Annotated in this window: 13 protein-coding genes; 6 read left to right on the top strand and 7 right to left on the bottom strand. The window is 71.7% G+C overall.

All coding sequences use genetic code 11. The features are described 5' to 3' along the window. The first annotated feature begins 74 nt into the window (after nt 1-74). Together LZG04_RS26670 and LZG04_RS26665 are read left to right on the top strand one after the other, a co-directional pair. Entirely contained in the window at nt 75-872 is a 798-nt protein-coding gene (locus tag LZG04_RS26670; protein ID WP_233821673.1) for a type II CAAX prenyl endopeptidase Rce1 family protein, read from the top strand. A 47-nt stretch (nt 873-919) separates the two neighbouring features. Next, nucleotides 920-1576 (top strand): NAD(P)H-dependent oxidoreductase, encoded by a 657-nt coding sequence (locus tag LZG04_RS26665; protein WP_233821671.1) that lies wholly within the window; start codon nt 920-922, stop codon nt 1574-1576. On the opposite strand, the gene LZG04_RS26660 is transcribed toward LZG04_RS26665, so the two are convergent. From LZG04_RS26660 to LZG04_RS26640, 5 genes are read right to left on the bottom strand one after another with little or no spacing between them, the layout of a single operon-like run. Then, nucleotides 1519-2055 (bottom strand): hypothetical protein, encoded by a 537-nt coding sequence (locus tag LZG04_RS26660; protein ID WP_233821669.1) that lies wholly within the window; start codon nt 2053-2055, stop codon nt 1519-1521. The two genes, LZG04_RS26665 and LZG04_RS26660, sit on opposite strands and share 58 nt — an antisense overlap. Further along, on the bottom strand, nt 2045-2437 hold the full coding sequence (locus LZG04_RS26655) for a carboxymuconolactone decarboxylase family protein (RefSeq protein ID WP_233821667.1): 393 nt from the start codon (nt 2435-2437) through the stop codon (nt 2045-2047). Before LZG04_RS26655 ends, LZG04_RS26660 begins: the two co-directional genes overlap by 11 nt. A 36-nt stretch (nt 2438-2473) precedes the next feature. Next, a complete protein-coding gene (locus LZG04_RS26650) occupies nt 2474-2986 on the bottom strand; it encodes an aromatic-ring-hydroxylating dioxygenase subunit beta (RefSeq protein WP_233821665.1) in 513 nt (170 codons plus the stop codon). After that, a complete protein-coding gene (locus LZG04_RS26645) occupies nt 2983-4293 on the bottom strand; it encodes an aromatic ring-hydroxylating dioxygenase subunit alpha (protein WP_233821663.1) in 1311 nt (436 codons plus the stop codon). The genes LZG04_RS26650 and LZG04_RS26645 overlap by 4 nt, the downstream gene beginning before the upstream one ends. Further along, on the bottom strand, nt 4290-5456 hold the full coding sequence (locus LZG04_RS26640) for a glycosyltransferase (protein ID WP_233821660.1): 1167 nt from the start codon (nt 5454-5456) through the stop codon (nt 4290-4292). Before LZG04_RS26640 ends, LZG04_RS26645 begins: the two co-directional genes overlap by 4 nt. Before the next feature lie 458 nt (nt 5457-5914). Between LZG04_RS26640 and LZG04_RS26635 the strand changes: the two genes are divergently transcribed. Beyond that, entirely contained in the window at nt 5915-7048 is a 1134-nt protein-coding gene (locus LZG04_RS26635) for a hypothetical protein (RefSeq protein WP_233821658.1), read from the top strand. Between the two features lie 7 nt (nt 7049-7055). Here LZG04_RS26635 and LZG04_RS26630 read toward each other — a convergent pair whose 3' ends face one another. Continuing rightward, on the bottom strand, nt 7056-7499 hold the full coding sequence (locus tag LZG04_RS26630) for a hypothetical protein (protein ID WP_233821656.1): 444 nt from the start codon (nt 7497-7499) through the stop codon (nt 7056-7058). A gap of 213 nt (nt 7500-7712) precedes the next feature. Between LZG04_RS26630 and LZG04_RS26625 the strand changes: the two genes are divergently transcribed. Both LZG04_RS26625 and LZG04_RS26620 read left to right on the top strand, forming a co-directional pair. Beyond that, nucleotides 7713-8309 (top strand): DUF4291 domain-containing protein, encoded by a 597-nt coding sequence (locus LZG04_RS26625; protein WP_233821654.1) that lies wholly within the window; start codon nt 7713-7715, stop codon nt 8307-8309. 171 nt (nt 8310-8480) lie between these two features. Then, nucleotides 8481-10034, top strand: coding sequence for a discoidin domain-containing protein (locus tag LZG04_RS26620; protein WP_233821652.1), 1554 nt, complete (start codon nt 8481-8483; stop codon nt 10032-10034). Between the two features lie 52 nt (nt 10035-10086). Here the strand turns inward: LZG04_RS26620 and LZG04_RS42695 are convergent, their stop codons facing one another. Beyond that, a complete protein-coding gene (locus LZG04_RS42695) occupies nt 10087-11124 on the bottom strand; it encodes a helix-turn-helix transcriptional regulator (RefSeq protein ID WP_233821650.1) in 1038 nt (345 codons plus the stop codon). Nucleotides 11125-11260: 136 nt separating this feature from the next. On the opposite strand from LZG04_RS42695, the gene LZG04_RS26610 reads away from it, so the two are divergent. After that, nucleotides 11261-11893: a carbonic anhydrase gene (locus LZG04_RS26610; protein WP_233821648.1), complete on the top strand. Its 633-nt coding sequence runs from the start codon at nt 11261-11263 to the stop codon at nt 11891-11893. Nucleotides 11894-11932: the final 39 nt, after the last annotated feature.

Below are 11932 nucleotides of genomic sequence, written 5' to 3'. Positions count from 1 at the left end.
ATGCCTGGCACTACCTCCGGGTGGCCCCCTGGTGCCCGTGACCGCCGGGGCACCGCGCTGATCTTGTTGGGGACATGGTTGAGGTGAAGACCCGCGTTCGCGGGCTGCCGGTGTTCCTGCTCCTCGCGTTCGGCCTGGCCTGGCTGGGCATGATCGGCACGTGGGCGTCGGGCTTCTCGCTGGTGAACCCGTTGGTGCAACTGCCGTTCGCGTTCGCGCCGGCGATCGCCGCGTTCGTCGTGCGGCGCTGGGTCACGGGTGAGGGTTTCGCGGACGCGGGGCTGCGGTTGCGGCTGCGCGCGGCGTGGCCGCAGTACCTCGTGGCGTGGCTCGGCCCGGTCCTGCTCGTCGGCGCGACCGCGCTCGTGGCGGTGGCGTTCGGCGCGCGGTTGGCCCCGTTGGACGGGTTCGGCGGGCTGCCCGGGTGGGCGCTGGTCGCGGTGTTGCTGCTGGTCGTGCCGCTGCTCACGCCGATCTACTGGGGCGAGGAGTTCGGCTGGACCGCCTACTTGCGGCAGCGGGTGTTCGTCGGCCGCCCGGTGGCCGCGACCCTCACGACCGGCCTGGTCTGGGCGGTGTGGCACTACCCGCTCGCGTTCGTCGGCTACATCGAGTTCGAGCACGTCTGGTGGGGCCTCGCGGTGTGGACGGTGTCGTTCGTGTGCCAGGAGGTGCTGCTGAGCTGGCTGCGGGTGCGCAGCGCCAGCGTGTGGCCCGCGAGCCTCGCCCACGCCGGGAACAACATGGTGCTGTCCCTGCTCGTCGGTGTCCTGCTGGCGGACGTGGGCGTCACGGCGGTCACCGTGCTGATGACGGTCCCGATGGCCGTGGTCGCCTGCTGGGTGCTGGCCACCGGGCGGCTGCGGCCGTGACGTCACCGGGTCTTGCGCGACGCCGGGCGGACCGGGAGGCTCGCCGGGTGAAGATCGTCGCGTTGTCCTGCACGCAGAAGCGCCTGCCCTCGCTGACCGACGCGCTGCTGGACGCGGCGGTCACCGGCCTGGTCCGGGAGGTCGGCGACGCGCAGGTCCAGCGGATCCGGCTGATCGACCACCGCATCGAGATGTGCGAGGGCGAGGACACCTGCCTCGACCCGGCGGTGGGCCGCTGCACGTTGAACGACGACTTCGAGCACGTCGTCGGCCTGGCCGACGGCGCGCAGGCGATGCTGCTCGCCATGCCGGTGTACGCGGGCAACGTGCCCGCGGTGCTGAAGATCTTCCAGGAGCGCCTGAAGAGCTTCATGAACGCCGAGCGACGCCCGTTCGGCAACCTGCTGGTGGGCACGATCGTGCACTCGCGCACGATGCTGACCGAGCCGGCGCTGGCCGCGTTGTTCCCGTGGTACCTGCGCCTGCGGAACAAGAACGTGGCGTCGGCGTGCTTCACCCAGAGCGGGCACGAGGACCTGACCCGCACGGCGGCGGTCGACCTGTGCGTGGCCGTGGGCCGGCAGCTCGGCCTGACGCTCGACGCCGACCGAACGCCCGCCGCCGCCCGGACGGTGCTGCCGTTGGTTCAGCCGGCGGCTCGGCCGCGGTGCGGTGACCCGGCCGCCTCCTCCCCCGGCACGTGAGCCGGGTCCGCGCGCCAGGTGCACCCGTCGCCCGTCTGCTCGCACGACACCGTGACGTCCGGTTCCACGTAACGGGCGGCGATGGCGGTGTTGAGCTGCTGGCAGTACGGGCACGGTGACGTGAACGTGAGCACGACGCCGGCGCGGGCGGCCCGCTTGCGGTAGCGGAGGATCCCGCAGTCGGCGTTGCGCAGGACGGTTCCCGAGGGTTGCGGCTCGCTGGTCACCGCCGAGTCGTACAGCTGGAGTTGGCGTCGCAGCCGGGTCATGAAGTGGTCGGCGGCGGACACCCCGGCGGGCCGTTGCGCGCGCAGCAGCTCCGCGGTGATGCGGGAGTTCGCCTGGATCCACGCGGCCAGGCCCTGTTCGCCGTGCTCACCGAGGATGAACTCCTCCGCGGCGGCCTGTGCCTCGAAGAACCGCTGGCGCCACAGGTCGACCTTCTCGGCCGGGTCGAGCGGGGCCGGTTCACCGGTCATGGTCGGCGTCCGTCCCGGTGGCGGCGTCCAGCTCGGCGAAGACGTCCTGGGCGACGCGCAGCCCGTTGTTGGCGACCGGCCAGCCACCGTAGTAGGCGAGCTGGATGATGACCTCGACGATCTTCTCCCGGGACATGCCCAGGTGCAGGGCCGCGCCGATGTGGCCGCGCAGCTCCCAGTCGGTGCGCGCCAGCGCGACGGCGGTCAGCGCGACCAGCTCGCGCTCCTCGACGCTCAGGTGCGGGCGGCTCCAGATCTCGCCGAACAGGTGGTCCACGGTGATCCGCAGGAACTCCGGGTGGGAGCCCGGCCGGGGTTCGCGGCCGAACACCTGCCGGAACACCGCCTCACCCCGCTCGTGCCGGTCGACAGGCCGATCCATCGATCAACTCCTTCGCGCAGGACGCGGCGAACGCGGTCAGAGGATGATGCTGAGCTTCCCGTGCTCGTACAACGTCTCGTGGTCGAGCACCACGACCCGCCGCCGCACCCGGAACGACTCGCCGGCGACGACCAGCTCGAACCGGCACTTGCCGACGTAGGCGTCGGAGCGGCCGTGCCCGAACCGGTGCACGACGACGTTCGCCGCCACGTCGAGGTGCGTGCCGCGATCGGCCAGCACCTCCACGTTGCCGACCATCCGGTGCGTCCGCGACCGCGGGTTCTCGCACCACACCTCGTCGTTGAGGAGCTGTTCGACCCGTTGGCGCAGCCGGGCGGCGTCGTCGTCGATGAGCCCCAGCGCACCGGTCACCTCGCCGCGGACGTCGGTGGCCGGCACCGTGTAACGGACGTCGTCGGTCAGCATCTCGTCGTACCACTCGCGCAGGCGCCACTCGTCGAGCAGCCGCGCCTCGCGGAACAGGAACTGGCTCACCCGGTGCCACAACCGCACCCGGGCCGCTTCGTCCACGGTCAGCTCGACGGTCATCGCGGTCCCACCTCTCGCGTCCCGGCCCGGTCGAGGTGGCCGTCGTCACCGTGCATCAGCCGGTCCCACTGCCGCCAGAACTCGCGCGCGGGCAGCTCGTCGGTCGTCTCCGGGACCTCCTTGTCCATGCCGCGTGACAGGTCCGAGTAGCGGACCGTGCGGTTGAGGTAGCCCCGTTGGCACGACTCGACGATCTCGATGTCGTCGGGGGTGGCGAAGCCCGCGGGGCCGAGGAACGTCAGGTAGTGGCTCTTGCGGAGCTCCCGGATGTCCGGGTCCTCGTCCTTGGGCGCCAACGCGACCGAGGTGATGGCCATCCGGTCCGCGCCGACCGGGTCGATCTTGCGGATCGTGATCGCGATCGCGTCGATGATCATCAGGTTGGGAAAGATCAGCACCGCGCGGTTGGTGCCGGTGATCCGCTCGGCGCGGTCGGCGCCGAACCGGTCGACGAACCGCGCGGCCGTCGCCTCGATCCGCGGCCGGACCTCGGGGCCGAACATCGGCGTCCAGTAGGCGAGCGGGCGGGCGGCCGCCGGGGGCAGCTCGTTGGCCCCGTGCCCCAGCCCGAGGGCGCGGCCGAAGCCGCCTCGCCGTCGTGGCGGCACCGAGCCCAGCGACTCCATGTAGCCGACGTAGCGCTTGTGCAGGGCCCGGAAGTGGTAGATGTCGACGCTGTTCTCCATCATGAGCTTCCAGTTGGCCCGGGCGCCGTGCAGCTGCGCGCCCTGGATCACCTCCATCCCGACCTCGGACTGGTCGTCGATCAGGTCGAGGTACTCCGCGGCGCCCGCCAGGTACTCCGTGAGGGTGCGCGGCTGCTCCGGGTCGAAGGTGGCGAACACGAAACCGCGGTAGCTTTCGCTGCGGTGCCGGGCCAGGTCGAAGTCCGCCTTGCGGAAACCCGGCCCGTACCCGTCCGGGAGCGGGACGCCGACCAGCTCGCCGCGGTTGGAGAACGTCCAGTCGTGGTACGGGCACCGGAACGACCTGGCCTGCCCGGACGGCTGCGAGCAGATCAGCGCGCCGCGGTGGGTGCAGCTGTTCGCGAACACCCGGACCACCCCGTCGGACCCGCGCGCCATGACCACCGGGCGGCCACCGACGTCGCGTGACACGTAGGAGCCGGGCTCGGGGATCTCGGACTCGTGCCCGACGTACAGCCAGCAGCGGTCGAAGATCCTGGTCAGCTCGCGCGCGGCCAGGTCGTCGTCGGTGTAGGCGCGGCGGTCCACGCGGAACGTGAGGCGTTCGAGGTCGTCGATCACGATCGGGTCGCCCACCGACCGCTCCAGTTCGATCGTCACCGCGCCCCCTGGCCCTGCGACGTTCGGACGGTGGCGGTGACCAGCTCCGCCGTGCGCGCGGCGGAATCGCCGCACTCGTGCCGCGCGGCGCGCAGCCGGGCCCCGTAGTCCCGGGCGGGGTCGAGCAGGTCGGTGACCGCGTCCGCGACCGCCTGCGCGGTGACGTCGGTCGGCTCCAGCGCCGTGCCGAAACCGGCACGACCCACGAAGTGCGCCTGGATGGGCTGGTCCACGGCCAGCGGCAGCACCAGCATCGGTGTCGCCGCCCGGATCGACTCGGCCACGGAGTTGTACCCGCCGTGGGTGACGAACACGTCGGCGCGTTCCAGCACCTCTCGTTGCGGCAGGTACGCCGCGGTGAGCACGTCCTCGGGCAGCGCGAGTTCCGCGGCGAGGTCGCCCACCGCGGCGACCACCTGCGCGCCGGTCGCCGCCGCCCCGGTGATCACCGTGCGCAGCAGCTCCGGCCGCCGGTGGAAGATCGTGCCGAAGGAGACGTACACGACCGGGCGGCCCGGGTCGAGCCGGTCCAGGTCCGGGAAGCAGACCTCGTCGCCGCGTTGCCCCGGCGCGCCCGGCAACCCGACCAGCTCGACGCCGTCGTCGGTGACCGCGTCGTCCCCGACCAGCGCGGGGATCGTCGGCATCAGGTTGAGGATCGGCGAGCGCGCCGAGTGGGTGCGGGTCGACCACAGCACGCCGTGCCCGGTCAGGTAGTCGCGGACCTGCTCGTCGTACGGCCAGCGCCCGCGCCGGTGCTCGCGCGGGCACACCCCGCCCAGGTTGGCCCAGATCATCCCGTACGGCACGCCCGACGCGTGCGCGCCGACCACGGCCGACGCCGTGACGGGCAGCGAATCGACGAGCACGAAGTCCGGTGCGGTCGCCCGGAGCACGTCCCGCGTCCGGACCGCGACCGGCGACGACCGCAGCATCGGTCCGATCGCGGCCGGGTCGCCGCTCCACGGTGCCATCTCGACCTGCCCGACCGCGTGCACCTCCACCTCGCCCAAAGCCCGGCGACGCTGTTCGTCGAGCACCCCGCCGTCCGCGGACAACAGCAACAGCGAAACCTCGGCGCCCGCGGTTCGCAGCGCGTTGACCACCGGAACGTAAGGGTTCAGGTGACCGTGCTGAGTCGTGGTGAGGAGAGCGACGCGCATCAGACCTCCGATGCATCGAGAGAAAGCGACCAGGACCGACGCGGAACGAATCGAGGCGGTGCCGCCGAACGGCGCGACTCCACGTCCGAGCAGGCCGGAACGCCCGACCGGAAAACAGGGGAAGTCGACGTGCGGGTACCGCTGCGAGGGTCTGCGCATTCCCCACCATCGCTGATGGGGCACAGTAAGAGGAGTTATTCGGAACGCCCTCGGAACACCGGGTTCGCCACCTGCTCCCAGGAGTTGCGCAAAGCTTGCCGGGGCGCGCAATCGATGTCAACGCCCCACGACCGCGAGCATTCGTGCACGAAGTGCGCGGCGGTCCGCCTTACGACGCCTGCCGGAAGGCGCGGAGCGAAACGCTGGTCCGCTCGGCGGCACGGAACGGCCGCCGACCGTCGACCCACCCGACTCGGGCGCGGCCGGCGCCGGTGCCGGACTGGGGCATGATCTCGCCCATGACGGCTGCACGGCTGCTGGCTCGCCGCACCGAACGGTGGTTCGTCCGGCAGGGCACCCCGACGATGATCGAGGGCTACGGGCCCTTCACGCACGTGCTGCCGCGGATGCTGCCGGCGTTGGCCACCATCGCGATCGCCGGTCTCGTCTGGCTCGTGCCGCTGGGCGCGGCGGGGTACGGGCGGTGGGTGCTGTTGGCGTTGATCCTCGCCAGCGCGCTCACGACGTGGGTCCTGCTGTCGGTGTTCATGCGTCGCCTGCCGCAGATCACCCGGCGCCGCACGATCGCCATCCTCGTCGGGTACGCGGCGGTGCCCGTGATCGTGCCGATCCTCCAGGACACCATCGACGACACGCCGGACAGCGACCCCGCCCAACTGGTCGTGTTCTTCGCGGCGACGTTCGTCGCGTCCTGGCTCGCGGTCACGTACGGGTTGGTGGCGCTGCTCAAGGGCGCGATCCGGCACACGGTGCACGACCTGCGCAACAGCGTGAACCTGCTCGGGCGGGCGTTGCCGCCGTTGTTGTTCGTGACGCTGTTCCTGTTCTTCACCGGTGAGCTGTGGCAGGCGATGAACCAGCTGCCGTGGCAGCGGGTGGGCCTGGTCGTGGCGTTGTTCGCGGCGATCACGATCCTCGCGGCGGCCGCGCGCCTCAAGGACGAGATCGGCCGGGTGGAGCAGGACCTGCGCCCGGAGGTGCTGCGGCAAGCCTGCCGCGGCACCCCGTTGAGCGGGGAGGAGTTCGACGAGCCGCTGCGCCCGCGCAAGCTGGACGGCCGGCAGTCGCGCAACCTGCTGGTGATGCTGGCGATCCGCCAGCTCGTGCAGGCGGCGGTGGTGGGGCTCGCGCTGTTCGGGTTCTTCGTGGCGCTCGGCCTGATCGTGGTCACGCCCGCGGTCGCGGAGCAGTGGATCGGCGCGCCGCCGGAGCCCGCGAGGTGGGTCCCGGGCGTGCCGGCGGCGATGCTGCGCAACGCCACGCTGTTCGCGGCCTTCGGCAGCATGTACTTCGCGGTGGTGTCGATGAGCGACGCCGAGCAGCGCCGGCAGTTCTTCGCGCCCGTGATCGAGCAGATCGAACGCACGCTGGCCGTGCGCGCGGTCTACCTGGCCGTCCGCGAGCGCGCCTAGCACGACGTCACCCGTCCTGTCGTCCGCCTGGTCCCGCCGAAGACCCGACGCCACGCCGGGCGGCGAGGACCACCAGCGGCACGGCGACCACGCGGAAGAGGGCTTCCAGGACCACCGTGATGCCGCCGATCTCGATGTCGCCCTGCACCACGCTCGCGGCCAGCGCGAGGGGCAGGAAGCTCAGCACCGCGAACGGCCAGATCAGGCGGCGCACCCAGCGGGTCCGGTCCTGGAACGTGACGACCCCGAGCCACGCGGTCAGGACGATGTCGACGCTGACGATGACCCCTTTGGGATCGTCGAACATGTAGTTGTCGCCGAAGTGGAGCCCGTACTCGTCGTAGTCGTAGGTGAGGCTGAGGGGCAGGGCGAGGCTGAGCGCCGCGAGCACCGCCACGCCGACGAGCAGTGCTGCGGCCGGCAGTGTCACGTTCGACCGGGGAGAGGCCATCACGACGTCCTCGTAGTCGGCAACTGGTTCGCGCCCAGTCGAGCCCGTCGACGGCCGCGGGTTCCACCGGTCGTCCGGCTCACCGCTGGTGGGAGCCGATCCCCGGCGCACCGGACCGGGCCGGAGCGGGGAGGCGGAATCCGCTCGAACGGCCGACGTCCGCTGTGGCAGGGTGTCGCGGACTCCGACCACGCCGGACGAGAGGTGGAGCCGATGCCGTCGCTGCGCCAGGTCCGCGCCGACTTCGACCGCGGCACCATCCAGGTGTACCAGGCTTACTCGCCCGCGATCGCGGACGCGGCGCTGGCGGCGGGCCGGTTCGTGGCCCCGTTCTCCTTCACCCGCATGACGTGGATCAAGCCGTCGCTGCTGTGGCTGGCGCACCGCAGCAACTGGGCCCGCAAGCCCGGCCAGGAGCGCGTCCTGGCGATCCGCGTCACCCGCGCGGGCTGGGAGCAGGCGCTGTCACGAGCCGTGCTCACCGCGCCCGAGCCGTCCGTCCACGGCAGCGCCGAGGCTTGGCGCGCGGCGTTCGACGACGCCGAGGTCCACGTGCAGTGGGATCCGGAACGGTCGCTGCGCGGGGCGGCGCTCAACCACTACAGCATCCAGGTCGGCATCGGCCGCGCCCTGATCCGCACCTACGCCGAGGAGTGGGTCGTCGGCCTGACCGACCTGACCCCGACCGTGCACAAGGTCGCGGACCTGGTCAGGGCCGGTCAGCACGCCAAAGCGCAACGGCTGCTGCCGCCGGAACGCCCCTACCTCCTGCCCCCTGCCATCGCCCGACGCGTCCAGGCGGACAGCTGACCCGCCTCGCGGCGTCCGTTCGGTGTACGTAGCGGTACGTATTGCGACCGCGCGCCGATGAGCACGACGATCGGAAGGGAAATCGAAAACGCGAACTCCGACGGAGGACAATTCCGCCGGAAAGCGCTTTCTTCCCTGTCGTGAGGACTTCCAATGCATCGGAAATTACCCATGCCCGTAAGAAGAAGAACCGCGGTCACCCTGCTCGGCGCGGCGCTCGCCCTCTCCTTCCTCCCGGGCCAGGCCACCGCCGCACCCGAACCCGCCACACGGGCCGCCGCGGTACCCACGAACGACGACGTGGTGATCTCGCAGCGGTTGCAGACCATGGTGCGGCCCGTGCTGACGGCCGTCGCGGCCGACACCAACGTCCGGGCGCTGGTCCGCACGATCGCCGCCCGCCAGTCCGACGGCGACACCAACGCCCTGCTCTCGACCGTGGTCCGAGAGGCCGAGGAGTCCCGCATCGTCAACCCGACCGACCCGCGCTGGGTCGCGTTGAAGAGCAGCATCACCCAGCTCGCCGACGTCAACGGCTTCGCCTACCACCCGCAGGTCTACATCCCCAACCTGGACGAGGGCATCGTCACCTCGACCAGCGTCGTGGTCGCCGTCGCGCCGGCCGACGAGACGCTGAACGCCATCCCCGGTTACGTGCTGAACTCCAGCGGCCAGGTGCAGCAGACGCCCACCGCCATCGACGAGGCGTACACCGACACCAAGGAGGTGTGGGTGCTGTCGGCCAACGAGCCGGTCACCACCAACCCCACCGCGGCGTTGCGGCCGGTCGCGCTGGACGAGGCCGGGCCGGGCGCGCTGGCCACGTGCAACCCGACCGGCGCCCGCAACGACAAGGGCCTGGAGTACCTGCAGAAGTGGCGGGTGCCCAACCGCGGCGAGTTCGGCGGCTGGTTCGAGGGCAAGCGCGAGATGCGCGCCATCATCCTGACCACCACCGGTGTCACCATCCGCACGATCGCGTTCCCCGGCATCAAGAAGAAGTACATCGACCGGTGGCAGAACTCCGACATCTTCATCACCACCTGGGACCGCGCGCAGTGGGGCGACGTGCTGGGCTACCAGTGGTACGAGGAGGACGGCGGGCCCGAGGTCGCCATCGGCGTGTCGATCCCGTTCTCCGGCGGCACCATCAACGCCAACGTCAAGTGGCACAAGCGCGACGACAACGGCGGCAGCGCGGCGGTGATGTTCTCCGAGTCGACCTACCTGGAGTACAACACGGGCAAGGTCTCCTTCGCCACGTGCAGCCAGGGCGGTGACGGCGGGACGGGCTACGACAACTTCGCCCGCACCGGCATCGCCTCGGCGTCCAGCACGTACCCCGGCTACTCCCCCGCCCGCGTGAACGACGGCAGCGCGAACACGAGCCTCGGCGGCTCGTACAGCTGGGCGAACAATGCGGGCACGTACCCGCCCGGCTCCCCCGAGTGGGTGCAGGTCGACTTCGGCGTCGACAAGACGTTCCGCCGGGTCGTCGTCTACACCAGCGCGGGGTACCCGATCAAGGACTTCGACGTCCAGGTCTGGAACGGCGTCACGTTCGTGTCGGCGGCCTCGGTGCGCAACAACACCGCCCTCAGCACGACGGTGGTCTTCGGGACCGGCGCGCGCACGTCCCGCCTGGTCCGCATCCTCGGCCTGAGCGGTCCGACGCACCAAGCCGGGTTCGTCCGGGTCAACGAGCTGGAGGTCTACGCGGCCTGATCGGCGAGCGGGCGTGTGCCGGTGCGGAACCACGGCACCGGCACACGCCCGGTCACGTCCGGCCGAACGCCCGCTCGGCGGCTTCGGCCTTGCTGGTCGCGCCGAGCTTGGCGTAGGCGTTCTCCAGGTGCTTCTCCACCGTCCGCACGCTGATCCGCAGCGCCAGCGCGGCTTGCGCGTTGGTGCGGCCACCGGCCACGAGCCACAGCACGTCGGACTCGCGGGCCGTCAGGTTCGCGGCGGTGGCGACGGGCGGGGTCCGCGTGCCAGCCTCCGACAGCAGCAACGCCGCGGCCGCGCGGTGCCGGAACAGCCGCACGGTGAGGCGACGCGAGCCGCGGGTGACGACGTAGGGCCGCGCGACCGCGGACTGCCGGGCGAGCCAGGCGCCCAGTTCCTCGGGCACGACCCCGCCTTCCCGCGCCGGCCTGCGGAAGTAGGTCGAGAGCAGGAGCCGGGCCGCCCGGTTGGCGACCCTGATCCGACCCAGCGGCCCGAGCAGCACGACGCCGTACGCGGTGTCGTCCACCCCTTCCAGGGCCGCCAACGCCGAGTCGAACCACGCGCCGGCCGACGCGGTGGCGACCACGGTGGCCAGGTAGGGCCGGGCCAGCCGCACCAGTTGGAGCTCGGCGTCGGTGAAGTCGGACCCGCCGCGGTTGAACACCAGGATGTCCGCCACGCCCAGGTCGGTGCCGAGCCTGCAGACGAGCTGGTGCGTGATGCCGAGCGGCCGGTAGAAGTCCTGGTATATGCCCAGGTCGCGCACCTGCCGCCGGGTGGCCACGTCGCTGAGCCTGGCCGCGTCCAGGTCGCCGGCGCGCAGGAAGTGCGGCAGGAGCGGGTGTTGCGGCACGTGCCGGGTGAAGACCTCGGCCAGCTCGGTGGTCTCCCACCCGTCCGGCACGGACACCTGCTCGCTGCTGCCCGTGGCCGGGTCGATCGACTGGTAGGCGACGATGTCGCCGCCGACGACCTCCGTGATCGTCGCCAGCACCCGCCGGCGCACGTCCCCGGCGGTGTCGGGCTGCTCGCCTTCCCGCAGTGCCGCGAGCAACCTGTTCAGATCCGCCTCGCGAATCCCCACCACACCGACGAGGGTACGAGCCGGCCGGCACGCGGTGGCGCGCGTTCCCGAACCGAAGGGGCCGGACCGGACCGCCTGTGGTGAGCCTTACCGCACGTCAGACAGCGCGCGGGCGCGGTTTTGCCCTAGGCTGCGAACCATGGCCGAGATCAAGTCCTCGACTCCCCAGGAAGCCCTCGAGCTGCTGCTCGCCGGCAACCAGCGCTTCGTCGCCGGCACCCCCGAGCACCCGAACCAGGACGCGACCCGCCGCGCCGAGGTCGCACCGGCGCAACGCCCGTTCGCCGTGCTGTTCGGGTGCTCCGACTCCCGGCTCGCGGCAGAGATCATCTTCGACCGCGGCCTGGGCGACCTGTTCGTGGTGCGCACCGCGGGCCACGTCGTCGGCTCGGAGGTGCTGGGCAGCGTCGAGTACGGGGTGGCCGTGCTGAGCAGCCCGCTGGTGGTGGTCCTGGGTCACGACGCGTGTGGTGCGGTCGGCGCCGCGTGCGCGGCGCTCGACGACGGCGCGGTCCCGGACGGCTACATCCGCGACGTCGTCGAACGCGTCACCCCCAGCGTCATCGCGGCACGGGCCGCCGGGCACGAGGACGCCGACGCGATCCTGGCCGAGCACGTCAGCCGCACCGTCGACCTGCTGCTCGACCGCTCCCGGCTGCTCGCCGAACGGGTGGACTCCGGTCAGACGGCGGTGGTCGGCCTGCGCTACCGCCTGGCCGACGGCAACACGCAGGTCGTCGCGGCCCGGGGCCTGGGCGTCCCGGCCGCCTGAGCGCAGGGGGGCGCGGAGCGGGCGGGCGCCGGGTGTGAT

It is taken from the genome of Saccharothrix sp. S26, from assembly GCF_021390395.1.
Taxonomy (GTDB): Bacteria; Actinomycetota; Actinomycetes; order Mycobacteriales; family Pseudonocardiaceae; genus Actinosynnema.
The sequence above is the reverse complement of the archived record's forward strand: the minus strand, read 5'-3'. Positions and strand labels throughout refer to the sequence as shown.